We start from the raw sequence: 14,760 nt of genomic DNA on the forward strand, positions 1-14,760 counted from the left end.
CCTCGTCCCACACGATGTGGCCGGAGTCGGCCACGCGCAGGTGCCGCGCGGTGACGGTGCAGGCCCACCAGCCCGCGAGCGTGGCCGCGGCGATCACGACCGCCCAGGTCAGCGGCGTGAGCAGCGGGTCCAGCAGCAGGAAGGCGACCCAGGCCCAGAGCGTGCCGGCCGTGCCCGGCGCCAGGCGGCTCAGGCCGGCGCCCGCGCCGAGCGCGAGGAAGTGGGCGGGGTGGGCAAGCAGGAAACGCCAGGTCGGGCGGGTGAGCGGCGCGTCGTTGGCGGTGTCGGGCATGCGGGGATTATCGGGCGGGCACTCAGGCGAAATGGTCGAAGCCTTGTGCGCCGAATGGCACCACCTGGCCCGCCGCGCCGAGCAGGCGCAGGCCCGGGGCGGCCGTGATGCGCCCGATGCGCGTGACCGGCGTGGCGCTGTCGGCCGAGGCCTGGGCAATGGCCTCGCGCGCTTCGGGCGCGGCGGTGAACAGCAGCTCGTAGTCGTCGCCGCCGGCCAGCAGGCATTCGAGCCGCCGCGCCTCGGGCAGGCCTTGCAGCGCAGGGGCCACGGGCAGGGCCGGCAGGTGGATCTCGGCGCCCACGCCGCTGGCCTGCAGGAGGTGGCCGAGGTCGCCGGCCAGGCCGTCGCTCAGGTCGATCGCGGCGTGCGCGCCCGCCACGGCCGACAGCGCCACACCCAGGGCGTTGCGCGGTGTGGGCCGCTCCAGCCGCGCGCGCGCTTCGGCCTCCACGGCCGTGCCGGCCCATTCGGTGCCGCGCAGCTGCTCCAGCGCCAGCCGGGCTTCGCCGGTGCGGCCACTCACATACAGGTCGTCGCCCGCGCGCGCGGCGTCGCGCCGCAGCGCCTGGCCGGGTTTCACCTCGCCGAAGACGGTGATGCAGAGGTTGAGAGGGCCGCGCGTGGTGTCACCCCCCACCAGCGGGCAGGCGTGCGCATCGGCCAGCGCGAACAGCCCTTGCGCGAAGCGCGCGAGCCAGTCGCTGTCGGCGTGGGGCAGGGCGAGCGCGAGCGTGAAGCCCAGCGGGCGCGCGCCCATGGCGGCGAGGTCGCTCAGGTTCACGGCCAGCGCCTTGTGGCCCAGCGCTTCGGGGGCCACGTCGGCAAAAAAATGCCGGCCCTCGACCAGCATGTCGCTGGAGATCGCGAGCTGGTGGCCGGGGCTGGGTTGCAGCAGGGCGCAGTCGTCGCCGATGCCCAGCACCACCGCGCCGTCCCCACCGGTCGCTGGCGCGCGCTGGAAATGGCGGCGGATCAGTTCGAACTCACCCATGCGCTTGGGGCGAACCGGCCGAGGGTGCCGGGGCAGGGGGTTCGTCGTCTTCGCCGCGGCGCGCGGCCCGGGGCGGAATCAGGAAGCTCAGCGGCGCGGCGCGGATGCGGCGCTTGATCGCGGCGCGGATCAGCTGGCGGTTGACCTCGCTGATGTTCTGCGCCTGCAGCGCGAGGCGGAACGCGAGGTAGAAGCTCACGCCCAGGTTGAGCGGCCCGACGGCGAGCACACCGGCCACCGCCCACCAGAAGGCGGGCTCGGTGAACACGTCCCAGCCCAGCGCCATGGCCGCGGCCGTGACCTGGCCGGCCGAGAGGGTGACGTGGCGCACGTCCAGCGGCAGGCTGAAGAAGGCCGCGAACGCGGGCACCAGGCCCAGCATGAAGCCCAGCGAGATGTTGGCCGCCAGGCCCGAGATGTTGCGGCGCATGAAATCGGCCCAGCGCGCGGCGCGCTCGCGCCCGAGCACGGCGGTGAAGCGCGGGTTGTGCTGCATGGCCGAGTCCAGGTTGTGGAACACGTACCAGTTCTCGACCCAGCCGGCGATGATGCTGGAGGCGAACAGCAGCACCCCGGTGAAGGCCGCGAAGAACACGGTGGGGCCGAGCAGGTGGATGTCGTTGAGCACGTGGTGCGCCTTGTCCTCGTTCACCATGGCCTGGCCGGTGAGCAGCTGCAGGCCCAGGCTGATGAGCACCACCACCGGGATCACCAGGCCCACGTTGCCCACGATGGCGGCGATCTGCGAGCGAAACAGGTTGGCCACCTCGTCGACGAAGCGGCGCACCGCGCCGGGCGCCTTGATGTCGCGCAGCTTGGCGACCATGGCTGGCGCGGTCACGGCGGGCTGCTTGGTGGCCACCGTGAGGTGCAGCAGCATGATCAGCACGAACGAGGCGGCGTAGTTCAGGCCGGCGGCAAAGCCGCCCCAGAACGCGGTGAGGCCCAGCCCGTACAGCAGGAACTTGATCCAGGTCGTCAGGCCGATGATGGCGCCGCCGCCGGCCGCCTTGCGCACCATTTCGCGGTACTCGGCGGCGTTGCGGGTGATGTAGTGCTCGCCGCTCTCGGCGCTGCGCTCGGCCACCTTGGCGGCGGTGAGGTGCGAGCTGCTGGCGATGAGCGAGCGCACGCTGCGGTTGTCCAGCCCGACCTGGGCCAGGTCGGCCAGCAGCGCGGCGGTGGCGCGCTCGGGCTGCTCGGACTGCAGGCAGTCCAGCAGCTCCTTGACGCGCACGATGCGTTCGCGCAGCTGGCGCAGGCGGAACACGATGCCGACCGACACGCCGTGCTCTTCCAGGTGCGAGTACACGGTATAGGCCGCGTGGCGGCAGGCGTCGAGCTGCTGGCGCAGCACATCGGCGGCGGCCAGGGCTTCGGGGCTGCGTGCGCCGTGGCGGTTCACGGCGCGGCGCAACGCCTCGAAATCGGCCGGCAGCTCGTGGAAGGGCCGCTGGGCCTGCGCCTCGGGCGACATGCGGATGCGGATTTCCGAGGCGAAGCCGGTGGCGCTGATCTGGCTCACGCAGAAGATCAGCGCGTCCATCAGCGCGGTCTGCCAGAAGCCGGCGGGCGAGTCGGCGGGCGAGTCGGCGGCCGGGGCCTCGTCGGCCGGCGCCGCGATCAGCAGGCTGCGCAGGCGCTTGAGGGTGTCGCTGTCGAGCGCCTTGAGCCAGCGCACGTCGAAGCGCGCGGACAGCAGCAGGTCGAACAGCTCGGCCATGTCGGTGGTCTCGGGCGTGCCCGGCAGCACTTTCTTGCGCAGCCGGTTGCCGAATTCGCTCAGAAAGGCGGTGCGCGGCGCGAAGCCGTGGTCGGCCAGCAGCGGCGTGAGGTCCACGGTGGCGATGAAGCGGCTCCACCAGCGGCGCCAGCGCGCCTGCACGGCGGGATCGCCCTGCACGGTGTCGAGGAACAGGCGCACGCGGCCGACGCTGGCCTGCACGTCGGCCTCTTCGCCGCGCACCCAGCGCAACGCGCCGATCAGCCACAGGTGGCGCAGCGCCAGCGGGGCGTCCGGGTCCAGGGTGTCGAGCGGGGTGGAGGTGGGCATGCGGTCGTCGGGGTGGGGGCCGCGTGTCGGGGCGCCGGGTTTCAGTGCAGCACCCGCGCCGGTGCGTCGCCCGAGCCCGGGGCGCGCAGCGCGAACTCGGCCACCTCGGCCTCGAAACGCTCGCCGTCTTCGGCCACGCAGAAGAAGCTGCCGCGCATGGTGCCCGTGGGCGTGGCCAGGCGCGTGCCGCTGGTGTACTGGAAGGATTCTCCGGGCCGCAGCAGGGGCTGGTGCCCGACCACGCCCAGGCCCTTGACCTGCTCGGTCTGCCCGCGCGCGTCGTCGATGATCCAGTGGCGCGCGATCAGCTGTGCCGGCACCTCGCCCGCGTTGGTGATGGTGATGGTGTACGCGAAGGCGTACACGTCTTCGTCGGGCGACGACTGTTCGCTCAGGAACTGGGGTTCGACCTCGCAGGTGAACAGGTATTTCGGCATGGGCGGCATGTTACCGCGCGCCTGCGTCAACGCGGTGGCCCTGCGAGAATGGGGTCTTTGGCCCGATCCCGCGCCCACCCATTCCCCACCAGCCAGGTTGCCCATGTCCCAGCTTCCCGTCCAGCACCGCATCGCCCCCTCCATCCTGTCCGCCGATTTCGCCCGCCTGGGCGACGAGGTGAAGAACGTCATCGCCGCCGGCGCCGACTGGATCCACTTCGACGTGATGGACAACCACTACGTGCCCAACCTGACCTTCGGGCCCATGATCTGCCAGGCGCTCAAGCCGCACGCGAAGAAGCCCGACGGAACGCCGGTGCCGATCGACGTGCATCTGATGATCCAGCCGGTGGACGCGCTGGCCGGTGCCTTCATCGACGCGGGCGCCGATCTCGTGAGCTTCCATCCCGATGCGAGCACCCATGTGCACCGCAGCGTGCAGGCCATCAAGGCCAAGGGCGCCAAGGCCGGCCTGACCTTCAACCCCGGCGCGCCGCTGGACGTGCTGGACTGGCTGATCGACGACATCGACCTGATCCTGATCATGAGCGTGAACCCGGGCTTCGGCGGCCAGAGCTTCATCGACTCCGCGCTGCGCAAGATCGAGGACGCGCGCCGGCGCATCGAGGCCAGCGGCAAGGACATCCGCCTGGAGGTGGACGGCGGCATCAAGGCCGACAACATCCGCCGCGTGGCCGACGCAGGGGCCGACACCTTCGTGGCCGGCAGCGCGATCTTCGGCAAGCCGGACTACAAGGCCGTGATCGACCAGATGCGCGCGGCGCTCCAATGAGAAGCATCGACGACGCCCGGCTGGGCGCCGGGCCGCTCCCAAGCCCGGCCAGCCCCCTCGGGGGGCAGCGACCCGCGCAGCGGTGGAGCGTGGGGGCCTTGATCGTCGACCTCGACGGCACCATGGTCGACACCCTGGGCGACTTCGACGTCGCCCTGAATGAAACCCTCAAGGACCTGGGCCGCCCGGTCGTCGCCCGTGCCGACATCGAGCGCATGGTGGGCAAGGGTTCGGCGCACCTGATCCGCTCGGCGTTGCTGCACGGCGGGCTCGGTGCCGACGAGGCCGCCCGCGTGCAGCCAGAGGCCTGGACGCGCTACCAGGCTCACTACCTGGCCATCAACGGCCAGCACAGCGCGGTCTACCCCGGTGTCGTCGAGGGCCTCGCGGCGCTGCGCGAGCGGGGCCTGCCGCTGGCCTGCCTGACCAACAAGCCGCTGAACTTCGCGCGCCCGCTGCTGCAGGCCAAGGGCCTGGCGGACTTTTTCGCCCACGTGTTCGGCGGCGACAGCTTCGAGCGCACCAAGCCCGACCCGCTGCCGCTGCTCAAGACCTGCGAAGCCCTGGGCACGGTGCCGGCGCAAACGCTGATGGTGGGCGATTCGCAGAACGATGCGCTGGCCGCGCGAGCGGCCCGCTGCCCGGTGGTGCTGGTGACCTACGGCTACAACCACGGCGAGCCGGTGCGCGGGGTCGACGCCGATGCCTTCGTGGACCGCCTCGACGGCCTGCCCGGCTTGCTGCAGGCCGGGGCCTGAAGACGATCAGTAAAGCAGCTTGCCGTCGCCGGACACCACACCGATGTCCACCCAGTTGCTGCCCAGGTTGCTCTTGGCGAAGTTGACGCGGAAGCCGCCGAGGTCGACCTCGCCCATGGCGCGCAGCGACTGCGCGATGCCCGAGGGATTGAGGCTGCGGCTGCGTTTGGCGGCTTCGGCGAACACCCGGGCGGTGATGTAGCCCTCCATGTGGAAGGTGGTGTAGTCCGTCAGCGTGGGGTGCACCTTGCGCATCGCGGCGCGGAAATCGCGCTGCAGCGGGAGCGTCGCGCCCATGGGGTTGGGGAAGGTCTGGGACAGGCCCACGCCGCGCGCGCCGTTGCCCGCGAATTTCATCAGCGCCGGTGCGGGCAGGTAGGACAGGCTGAAGATCTGCTGCGAGACCCCCGCCGCCCGCAGCGCGGCAATGGCCTCGCCCGAGAACTTGGGCGCGCCCACCACCAGGGCCGATTGCGGGTTGGCGGCGGCCAGGGTCTTGGCCGCCTGCGCGAGCGCCGCGGCGTCGGTGGCGGACTGCGCCTCCACGATCTCGATGCCACCCAGCTCGGCCGCCGCGCTGCGCGCCGAGGCCAGGCCGGAGGAGCCGATCGGGATGTTCTGGTGCAGCACCCCCATGGAGCGGATGCTCAGCGTGCGCGCGTGCGTCACGATCTTGTGGATCTGCTGCTCGTCGCCCGCGCGGATGTGGAACAGCTTGGGGTGCCCCGGCGAGCGCAGCACGCTGGCGCCCGGCACCGCGTTGAGGATCACGATGTCGGTGGTGTCCAGCAGTTTGCTGTCGAGCAGGCCCTTGAGGGTGGCGGAGCCCAGCGGCGTCAGCAGCGCCACCGGCTTTTGCGCCATCACCGTGCCCAGCTGCTGGCGGAAACCGTCGAAGGTGTAGGTGTCGTCCAGCTTGACGAGCGAGATGCGCCGGCCCTGGATGCCACCGCGGCCGTTGATCTCGTCCAGTGCGGCGGTGATGCCTTCGTTGAGCTCCTTCGGGTCCGGCGCGGGCAGCACGGTGAACGGCCCGATCTGCGCCACCACGATGTCGCCGCTGTCCTGGGGCAGGCCGGCGACGGGCAGGAGGGCGGCGGCCAGGGCGGCCATCAGGTTGCGACGGATCATGGTGAATGCGGCGTAGAGGGGATGACCCGCATTCTGGCGGGCCGGACCGCCCGTTCGGCGGCGCATGGGGGCCGCGCGTCGCGCGGACGGTTCAGCGCGCCGGCTTGCCCAGCAGGGCGTCCTTGAGCAGGTGGTCGGCCGGTTTGGGGCCCAGCCAGATGCGCAGCAGGGCGTCGTAGAACTCGGGCTCCTTGAACGGCTCGCCCTCCACCTTGCCCTTGATGGTGAGCACGGCGCCGGTGCCGGGCACCCAGTCCACCAGGAAGTTGTCGCCGGCCTGCAGCTTCTTGTGGTCGCTGAACACCTGGCTCATGCGCAGCACACCCGGAATGAGCTTGGAGAAGGCGCTGCGGTCCATGTTGTCTTCCATGCCGCGCGAGAACAGCTTGCCCAGCTCGGCCGAGTCGATGTCGCGCAGCATGGTGATGCTGATGCGCTTGGGGCCCTTGGTCGCGAGCACCGCCTCGGGGGTGCTCGCCTTCTCCCCGAGGTACAGGCCGGCGGTGTAGACCTTGAACACCGCCTTGTAGCGGATGCCGGCGCCATTGAGCACCAGCGGGCTGCCGGCCACGGTGGCGCGGTCTTCGAGCTTCACGCCGGCGAGGTCGACGGTGGCGGCCTGCGCCGCACCCATGCCGAGCAGGGCAAAGACCAGGGCGAGGGTGGGCATCAACGGTGTTTTCATGGGGTGTGTCCGGATGGGCGAGGGCGATGGCGCGTAAAAAAACGAACACCCGTTCGTTTCGCCAGGATTGTCCTTGCCGAGCCTGCGCCGGACATCAGGGTTTGGCCGTAGAACCAAAGCTTGGGCGCGTGATGTGGGACACGGTCATGGCGCTTTGCTACACTGCGCCTTCCATGTTCAACCCACGCACATCCTTTTCAGGTGGTCTGCCGAGCCGCAATGGCCGGGGAGCCTGGCCCTGGCGCAAGCCAGCGTAAACGTGCACCTTCCCCCGGGGTTTGCACAGTCCGCGCGCGTTCCACGCCGCCACTGTCACCCCACCCCGAACCCGGCGGATGTTTCCCCGGATGGCATGGACCCCAGCCCCACCCGATGCGTCGACGATGACCCGGCGTGTGGCCGATGGAAAGAACGAACATGATCACGGAACTCGAATTCAAGAGCCTGGCCCAGCAGGGCTACAACCGCATCCCGCTGATGGCCGAGGCCTTCGCCGACCTCGAAACCCCACTCTCGCTCTACCTCAAACTCGCGCACGGGCGCGGTGACGGCAGACACAGCTTCCTGCTCGAATCGGTGGTGGGCGGTGAGCGCTTCGGGCGCTACAGCTTCATCGGCCTGCCCGCGCGCACCCTGCTGCGCGCCAGCGGCTTCGGCGCCGAGGCCAAGACCGAGGTGGTGCGCGACGGCGCTGTCGTCGAGACCGCGCACGGCAACCCGCTGGACTTCATCGCCGCTTACCAGAAGCGCTTCAAGGTCGCTCTGCGCCCCGGCCTGCCGCGCTTCTGCGGCGGCCTGGCCGGCTACTTCGGCTACGACGCGGTGCGCCACATCGAGAAGAAGCTGGAGAACAGCTGCCCGCCCGACACCCTGGGCTGCCCCGACATCCTGTTGCTGCAGTGCGAAGAGCTGGCGGTGATCGACAACCTCTCGGGCAAGCTCTACCTCATCGTGTACGCCGATCCGGCCCAGCCCGAGGCCTACGCCAACGCCAAGAAGCGGCTGCGCGAACTGCGCGAGGCGCTGAAGTACTCGGTGAGCGCGCCGGTGGTCAAGCCCAGCCAGAGCTACCCGGCCGAGCGCGACTTCGCCAAGGCCGACTACCTCGCGGCGGTCGAGCGCGCCAAGGAGCTCATCGCCGCCGGTGACTTCATGCAGGTGCAGGTGGGCCAGCGCATCAAGAAGCGCTACACCGAGTCGCCGCTGAGCCTGTACCGCGCGCTGCGCTCGCTCAACCCGTCTCCCTATATGTATTACTACCACTTCGGGGATTTCCACGTGGTGGGGGCTTCGCCGGAAATCCTGGTGCGCCAGGAGCACACGCCCGAGGGCCAGAAGATCACCATCCGTCCGTTGGCCGGCACGCGCCCGCGCGGCGCCACGCCCGAGCAGGACAAGGCCACCGAGACCGAGTTGGTCAACGACCCCAAGGAACGCGCCGAGCATGTGATGCTGATCGACCTGGCGCGCAACGACATCGGCCGCATCGCCAAGACCGGCAGCGTGAAGGTGACCGAGGCCTTCTCGGTGGAGCGCTACAGCCACGTGATGCACATCGTGAGCAACGTCGAGGGCATCCTGGTGGAGGGTCCGGACGGCCAGCCCGTGGGCAGCATGGACGTGCTCAAGGCCACCTTCCCGGCCGGCACGCTCACCGGCGCGCCCAAGGTGCATGCCATGGAGCTGATCGACCAGCTCGAGCCGACCAAGCGCGGCATCTACGGCGGCGCCTGCGGCTACCTGAGTTACGCCGGCGACATGGACGTGGCCATCGCGATCCGCACCGGCATCATCAAGGACCAGACGCTCTACGTGCAGGCCGCGGCCGGCGTGGTGGCCGACTCGGTGCCCGAGATGGAGTGGAGGGAAACCGAACACAAGGCGCGCGCGCTGCTGCGCGCCGCCGAACTGGTCGAGGAGGGCCTGGAATGAAGCCGATCCGCTTGCTCATGGTCGACAACTACGACTCGTTCACCTACAACATCGTGCAGTACTTCGGCGAACTCGGTGCCGAGGTCAGCGTGTTCCGCAACGACGAGATCACGCTGGAGGAGATCGATGCGCGCCTGGCCGCCGGGCAACTGGATCGCCTGGTGATTTCGCCAGGGCCGTGTTCGCCCGCCGAGGCCGGCATTTCGGTCGCGGCGATCCAGCACTTCGCGGGCAAGCTGCCCATCCTCGGTGTGTGCCTGGGGCACCAGAGCATCGGCGCGGCCTTCGGCGGCAAGATCGTTCGCGCGCAGGAGCTGATGCACGGCAAGACCTCGCCGATCACCACCACGCGCCAGGGCGTGTTCGCGAACCTGCCCGAGCAGTTCACCGTGAACCGCTACCACTCGCTGGCCATCGAGCGCGCGAGCTGCCCCGATTGCCTCGAGGTCACGGCCTGGACGCCGGATGGCGAGATCATGGGCGTGAAACACAAGACACTGGCCATCGAAGGCGTGCAGTTCCACCCCGAGAGCATCCTCACCGAGCACGGCCACGCCATGCTCAAGAACTTCCTGGAGCAATCCCTATGAGCCCCCACACTCCACCGCCGCGCGGGTCGTTGCCCCCCGAGGGGGCTGATCCGGCTTGGGGCGGCCCGGCGCCGGATCGCATGAACACCACCGTCGACTTGCGCAGCGACACCGTCACCCAACCCACCGCCGCGATGCGCGAGGCCATGATGGCCGCGCCCCTGGGCGACGACGTGTTCGGCGACGACCCCTCGGTGCAGGCGTTGCAGGAGCGCATCGCCGCCATCACCGGCAAGCAGGCCGCGCTCTTCATGCCCAGCGGCACGCAGAGCAACCTGTGCGCGATGCTGGCGCACTGCGAGCGCGGCGACGAGTACCTGGTGGGCCAGAACGCCCACACCTACCGCTACGAAGGTGGTGGCGCGGCGGTGCTGGGCAGCATCCAGCCGCAGCCGCTGGCGCAGAACGCCAGCGGGCAGATGCAGCTGGCCGACATCGCCGCCGCCATCAAGCCCGACGACCCGCACTTCGCCCGCACGCGCCTGCTGTGCCTGGAGAACACCTGGAACGGCCACCCCATGCCGGCCGACTACCTCGACGGCGCCACGGCGTTGGCGCGCGAGCACGGGCTGGCGGTGCACCTGGATGGCGCGCGCGTGTTCAACGCGGCGGTGGCGGCCGGTGGTGACCCTCGCCTCGGCGCAGGACCGCTCCAAGCCGAGGCAGCCCCCTCGGGGGGCAGCGACCCACACGCAGTGGGGGAGCGTGGGGGCGACCCTTACCAGACGGTGCGCGGCATCGTCGACCGCTTCGACAGCGTGTCGGTCTGCTTCAGCAAGGGCCTGGGCGCGCCCGTGGGTTCGGCCCTGTGCGGCTCGGAAGACCTGATCCGCCGCGCGCTGCGCTGGCGCAAGATGCTGGGCGGCGGGCTGCGCCAGTCGGGCCTGCTGGCGGCCGCCGCGCACCACGCGCTGGACCACCACGTGCGCCGCCTGGCCGACGACCATGCGCTCGCGCTGCGCCTGGCCCAGGGCCTGGCCGGCATCGAGGGCTTGAGCGTGCGCTCCGCGCAGACCAACATCGTGTTCGTCGATGTGGCCGGCGGGCGTGGGCCCGACCTGCTGGCCCACCTCGCGAAGGATGGCGTGCTCGCCACCGGCCTGATCGGGCTGCGTTTCGTGACACACCTCGACGTGGACACGGCCGGCATCGACCGCGCGATCGCGAGCACCCGGGCCTTCTTCGCGCAGGGCGGCACCGCGCCCGCCGCGCGCGCCGCCGGCACCGCCGTCTACTGAGCCGGAGCGTCCCATGCCCGATTGGCCGCAACTCCTGCTCTTCATCGTGGCCGGCTGGCTGCTCAACCTCACGCCCGGCCCGGACGTGCTCTACATCGTGAGCAACTCGCTGCGCGGCGGCGTGCGCGCCGGCATGGTGGCCGCGCTCGGCATCTTCGCGGGCTGCTTCGTGCATGTGGCGATCGCCACCGTCGGCCTGGGCGCCCTGCTGGCGGCCTCGGCCACGGCGTTCACGGTCGTCAAGTTCGTCGGCGCGGCCTACCTGCTGTGGATGGGCGTGCGCCTGCTGCGCGCGTCCACCCCGGGCTGGGCGCCCGACGCCGCCCCCGCCGAGCCGGACCTAGGCCGCGTGTTCCGCCGCGGCTTCCTCACCAACGTGCTCAACCCCAAGGTGGCGCTGTTCTTCCTGGCCTTCCTGCCGCAGTTCATCGCGCCCGACGCCAGCCACAAGACCCTGGCCTTCCTGGCCCTGGGCGTGCTGTTCAGCTTCAATGCCCTGCCCGTGACCTTGGGCTACGCCTGGCTCGCGGCCTGGGCCGCGAACCGCGTGAGCCTGGTGCGCCGCGCCATGCACTGGCTCGACCGCGCCGCCGGCGTGCTCTTCATTGGCTTCGGCCTGAAACTGGCCTTGACCGACCATCCCGCCCCGTAAAGAGACCCTTGGAGACCTTCATGTCACCCACCTCCGCACACAAGATCACCCCGCAGGAAGCGCTGCAGCGCACCATCGAACACCGCGAGATCTTCCACGACGAGATGCTGCACCTCATGCGCCTGATCATGAGCGGCGAGATGTCGCCGGTCATGATGGCCGCCTTCATCACCGGCCTGCGCGTGAAGAAGGAAACCATCGGTGAGATCACCGCCGCCGCGCAGGTGATGCGCGAGTTCTCCACCAAGGTGCACGTGGCCGACAAGACCCACCTGGTCGACATCGTGGGCACCGGCGGCGACGGCTCGCACACCTTCAACATCTCCACCTGTTCCATGTTCGTGGCCGCCGCGGCCGGCGCGCGCGTGAGCAAACACGGTGGGCGCAGCGTCTCGAGCAAGAGTGGCAGCGCCGACGTGCTGGAGAGCCTGGGCGTCAACATCAACCTGCCGCCCGAGGCCATCGCGCGCTGCATCGAACAGGTCGGCGTGGGCTTCATGTTCGCGCCCAACCACCACCCCGCCATGAAGAACGTGGCCCCGGTGCGGCGCGAGCTCGGCATCAAGACCATCTTCAACATCCTGGGGCCGCTGACCAACCCGGCCTCGGCCCCCAACATCCTCATGGGCGTGTTCCACCCCGATCTGGTGGGCATCCAGGTGCGCGCGCTGCAGCGCCTGGGCGCCGAACACGCCGTGGTGGTGTACGGGCGCGACGGCATGGACGAGGTCTCGCTCGGCGCCGCCACGCTGGTCGGCGAACTCAAGAACGGCGAGATCACCGAATACGAAATCCACCCCGAGGACTTCGGCATGACCATGGCCAGCAGCCGCGCGCTGCGGGTGGAAACGCCCGAGGCCTCGCGCCAGATGCTGATGGGGGTGCTAGAAGGCCGCGACGACCCGGCCTTCAAGGCCGCCAGCGAGATCGTGGCGCTCAACGCCGGTGTGGCGCTGTACGCGGCCAACGTGGTCGCCGACATGGGCGAAGGCATCGCGCTGGCGCGGCGCACGCTCGCCGCCGGCGCGGCGCTGGCCAAACTCGAACAACTCAAGGCCTTCGTGGCCTGATCTGGAACACCGTCATGAGCGACATCCTGCAGAAGATCGTGGCCGTCAAGCACGAGGAAATCGCCGCCGCCCAGCGCAAGAAGCCGCTGGATGCGGTGCGTTTCGATGCCGAGAGCCGCGTGCTCACGCGCGATTTCGAGGGCGCGCTGCGCGCCAAGATCGCCGCCGGCCAGGCGGCCGTGATCGCCGAGGTCAAGAAGGCCAGCCCGAGCAAGGGCGTGTTGCGCGAAGACTTCATTCCCGCCGACATCGCGCAAAGCTACGCCGAAGGCGATGGCCAGGTGAGCGCGGCCTGCCTGTCGGTGCTGACCGACCGCCAGTTCTTCCAGGGCAGCCCCGATTTCCTCAAGCAGGCCCGCGCCAGCTGCGACCTGCCCGTGCTGCGCAAGGACTTCATGGTCGACCCTTATCAGGTCTACGAGGCCCGCGCCATGGGCGCCGACGCCATCCTGCTGATCGCCGCCTGCCTGGACGACGCCCGCATGGCCGAGCTCGAGGCCGTGGCCCTGGGCCTGAACATGGCCGTGCTGGTCGAGGTGCACGACCGCGCCGAACTGGAGCGCGCGCTGCGGCTCAAGACCCGCCTGGTCGGCATCAACAACCGCAACCTGCGCACCTTCGAGGTGACGCTGCGGACCACGCTGGACATGCTGCCCGACGTGCCGGCCGACCGCCTGCTGATCACCGAATCGGGCATCCTGGGCCGCGCCGACGTGCAGACCATGCGCGCGGCGGGCGTCAACGCCTTCCTGGTGGGCGAGGCCTTCATGCGCGCGCCCGAGCCCGGGCTGGCGCTGGCCGAGCTGTTCGCCTGAGGTGGCGATGCAAGCCGGTTTCGACTGGGGCGGGCCCGCGGTGGCCCCCCATCTGCTGTCGGCCCAGCCGGCCGACTGGCCGGTGCAGCCGGGTTGGGCCGGCCTGGTGAACCATTTCTGGGCCTCGTCCCCGGGGCGCGGGTTGCAGGACTTCCTGGCCGAGCGGCTGGCGCAGGGGGCGGTGGTCTACCCGCCCAGGCCGCTGCGGGCCCTTGAACTCAGCGCCCCCGAGGCGGTTCGCGTGGTCATCCTGGGCCAGGACCCGTACCACGGCCCCGGACAGGCTGAAGGGTTGGCCTTTTCCGTGGCGCCCGGCGTCAAGACTCCGCCCAGCCTGCGCAACATGTTCCAGGAACTGCAGCGCGATCTGGGCACGCCTGTGCCAGCCGACGGCTCGCTGGTGCGCTGGGCCCGGCAGGGTGTCCTGCTGCTCAACACCGGCCTGACGGTGGAGGACGGCCAGCCCGCCAGCCATGCCGGCCGGGGCTGGGAAGCCTTGACCGACGCCGTCATCCAGCACTGCGGCCACACCGGCGACCCCAAGGTGTTTCTGCTCTGGGGCGCCCATGCCCAGAAAAAGACGCCTTTGATCGACGCCCGGCGCCATCTCGTGCTCAGCGCCAACCACCCGTCGCCGCTGTCGGCCCGGCGCGGCCCCGTACCGTTCGTCGGCTGCGGCCATTTCGGGCAGGCCAACGCCTGGCTGGCCGGGCAGGGCCGGGCGCCGATCGCCTGGTGACGGAATGGGCAGCGGGGAGCGGGCGCCAAGTGCCACAAATCCATGGCATAATCGCGGGCTGCGCTATGGAGGGGTGGCCGAGTGGTTAAAGGCAGCAGACTGTAAATCTGCCCGCTTACGCGTACGCTGGTTCGAATCCAGCCTCCTCCACCAGCGATCGATGTGACGTGTTAGCAAATGGGATGTTTCGCCCAGAGGGTCGGTGCCGTGTGGTGCCGGTTAGGTCAGGCGGGAGTAGTTCAATGGTAGAACCCCAGCCTTCCAAGCTGATGACGCGGGTTCGATTCCCGTCTCCCGCTCCATGTCCCGTCGGTGGTTGGATGTGTTTTTGACAGGCGTTTGAGTTTTCAGGGGTGTCCGGTCCGCCGGGTGCCTTTGCCCATGTGGCTCAGTGGTAGAGCACTCCCTTGGTAAGGGAGAGGTCGCGGGTCCGATTCCCGCCATGGGCACCAGTGATATTCCTGCATTGTTCTGGTGTTTCGGCAATTTTGATTTTGGAGCTGAAAAATGGCAAAAGAGAAATTTGAGCGGACCAAGCCGCACGTGAACGTGGGCACGATTGGTCACGTGGACCATGGCAA

General features: G+C 69.8%; 15 protein-coding genes, 3 tRNA genes and 1 pseudogene. 13 read left to right on the forward strand and 6 right to left on the reverse strand.

Annotated features, from left to right (window positions below; all coding sequences use genetic code 11):
• The 4 genes from AC3WPZ_RS25510 to apaG all read right to left on the reverse strand — a co-directional run.
• A partial coding sequence (locus tag AC3WPZ_RS25510; RefSeq protein WP_492442182.1) for a phosphatidylglycerophosphatase A occupies window positions 1-292 on the reverse strand: 292 nt, incomplete at its 3' end.
• Window positions 293-314: 22 nt separating this feature from the next.
• Entirely contained in the window at window positions 315-1,286 is a 972-nt protein-coding gene (gene thiL / locus AC3WPZ_RS25515) for a thiamine-phosphate kinase (protein WP_492442184.1), read from the reverse strand.
• Window positions 1,279-3,339 carry a site-specific recombinase gene (locus tag AC3WPZ_RS25520; RefSeq protein WP_492442186.1) on the reverse strand — a complete coding sequence of 687 codons (2,061 nt, stop codon included), beginning with the start codon at window positions 3,337-3,339 and terminating at the stop codon, window positions 1,279-1,281. The genes thiL and AC3WPZ_RS25520 overlap by 8 nt, the downstream gene beginning before the upstream one ends.
• A 41-nt stretch (window positions 3,340-3,380) precedes the next feature.
• On the reverse strand, window positions 3,381-3,776 hold the full coding sequence (gene apaG, locus AC3WPZ_RS25525; RefSeq protein ID WP_291117488.1) for a Co2+/Mg2+ efflux protein ApaG: 396 nt from the start codon (window positions 3,774-3,776) through the stop codon (window positions 3,381-3,383).
• Between the two features lie 103 nt (window positions 3,777-3,879).
• Here apaG and rpe point away from each other — a divergent pair, with 103 nt between their 5' ends.
• Both rpe and gph read left to right on the forward strand, forming a co-directional pair.
• A complete protein-coding gene (rpe, locus tag AC3WPZ_RS25530; RefSeq protein WP_382322939.1) occupies window positions 3,880-4,569 on the forward strand; it encodes a ribulose-phosphate 3-epimerase in 690 nt (229 codons plus the stop codon).
• A 122-nt stretch (window positions 4,570-4,691) separates the two neighbouring features.
• Entirely contained in the window at window positions 4,692-5,327 is a 636-nt protein-coding gene (gene gph, locus AC3WPZ_RS25535; RefSeq protein ID WP_492442198.1) for a phosphoglycolate phosphatase, read from the forward strand.
• A 6-nt stretch (window positions 5,328-5,333) separates the two neighbouring features.
• On the opposite strand, the gene AC3WPZ_RS25540 is transcribed toward gph, so the two are convergent.
• Both AC3WPZ_RS25540 and AC3WPZ_RS25545 read right to left on the reverse strand, forming a co-directional pair.
• Window positions 5,334-6,458, reverse strand: coding sequence for an ABC transporter substrate-binding protein (locus AC3WPZ_RS25540; protein ID WP_492442188.1), 1,125 nt, complete (start codon window positions 6,456-6,458; stop codon window positions 5,334-5,336).
• A 91-nt stretch (window positions 6,459-6,549) separates the two neighbouring features.
• The gene (locus AC3WPZ_RS25545) at window positions 6,550-7,143 is read right to left on the reverse strand and encodes a chalcone isomerase family protein (RefSeq protein WP_382162686.1); all 594 of its coding nucleotides are present in this window, start codon (window positions 7,141-7,143) and stop codon (window positions 6,550-6,552) included.
• Window positions 7,144-7,560: 417 nt separating this feature from the next.
• Between AC3WPZ_RS25545 and trpE the strand changes: the two genes are divergently transcribed.
• The 11 genes and pseudogenes from trpE to AC3WPZ_RS25600 form a co-directional block, all read left to right on the forward strand.
• Window positions 7,561-9,075 carry an anthranilate synthase component I gene (gene trpE, locus AC3WPZ_RS25550; protein WP_492442190.1) on the forward strand — a complete coding sequence of 505 codons (1,515 nt, stop codon included), beginning with the start codon at window positions 7,561-7,563 and terminating at the stop codon, window positions 9,073-9,075.
• Window positions 9,072-9,665, forward strand: a complete 594-nt coding sequence (locus AC3WPZ_RS25555; RefSeq protein WP_488929634.1) for an aminodeoxychorismate/anthranilate synthase component II — start codon at window positions 9,072-9,074, stop codon at window positions 9,663-9,665. Before trpE ends, AC3WPZ_RS25555 begins: the two co-directional genes overlap by 4 nt.
• An 80-nt stretch (window positions 9,666-9,745) precedes the next feature.
• A complete protein-coding gene (locus AC3WPZ_RS25560; RefSeq protein ID WP_382322942.1) occupies window positions 9,746-10,903 on the forward strand; it encodes a GntG family PLP-dependent aldolase in 1,158 nt (385 codons plus the stop codon).
• A gap of 13 nt (window positions 10,904-10,916) precedes the next feature.
• Window positions 10,917-11,555 (forward strand): LysE family translocator, encoded by a 639-nt coding sequence (locus tag AC3WPZ_RS25565; RefSeq protein WP_382322943.1) that lies wholly within the window; start codon window positions 10,917-10,919, stop codon window positions 11,553-11,555.
• A gap of 20 nt (window positions 11,556-11,575) precedes the next feature.
• Window positions 11,576-12,625, forward strand: coding sequence for an anthranilate phosphoribosyltransferase (gene trpD / locus AC3WPZ_RS25570; protein WP_382162676.1), 1,050 nt, complete (start codon window positions 11,576-11,578; stop codon window positions 12,623-12,625).
• Between the two features lie 14 nt (window positions 12,626-12,639).
• Window positions 12,640-13,440: an indole-3-glycerol phosphate synthase TrpC gene (gene trpC / locus AC3WPZ_RS25575; RefSeq protein WP_492442194.1), complete on the forward strand. Its 801-nt coding sequence runs from the start codon at window positions 12,640-12,642 to the stop codon at window positions 13,438-13,440.
• Window positions 13,441-13,447: 7 nt separating this feature from the next.
• On the forward strand, window positions 13,448-14,179 hold the full coding sequence (locus tag AC3WPZ_RS25580) for a uracil-DNA glycosylase (protein ID WP_492442196.1): 732 nt from the start codon (window positions 13,448-13,450) through the stop codon (window positions 14,177-14,179).
• Between the two features lie 67 nt (window positions 14,180-14,246).
• A tRNA-Tyr gene (locus AC3WPZ_RS25585) sits at window positions 14,247-14,332 on the forward strand.
• A 75-nt stretch (window positions 14,333-14,407) separates the two neighbouring features.
• Window positions 14,408-14,481: transfer RNA gene (locus AC3WPZ_RS25590), tRNA-Gly, on the forward strand.
• Between the two features lie 75 nt (window positions 14,482-14,556).
• A tRNA-Thr gene (locus AC3WPZ_RS25595) sits at window positions 14,557-14,631 on the forward strand.
• A gap of 55 nt (window positions 14,632-14,686) precedes the next feature.
• Window positions 14,687-14,760 (forward strand): annotated as a pseudogene (locus AC3WPZ_RS25600) (GTP-binding protein); the annotation flags it as partial.

The organism is Hydrogenophaga sp. FW305-3-2-15-A-LB1, assembly GCF_058787875.1.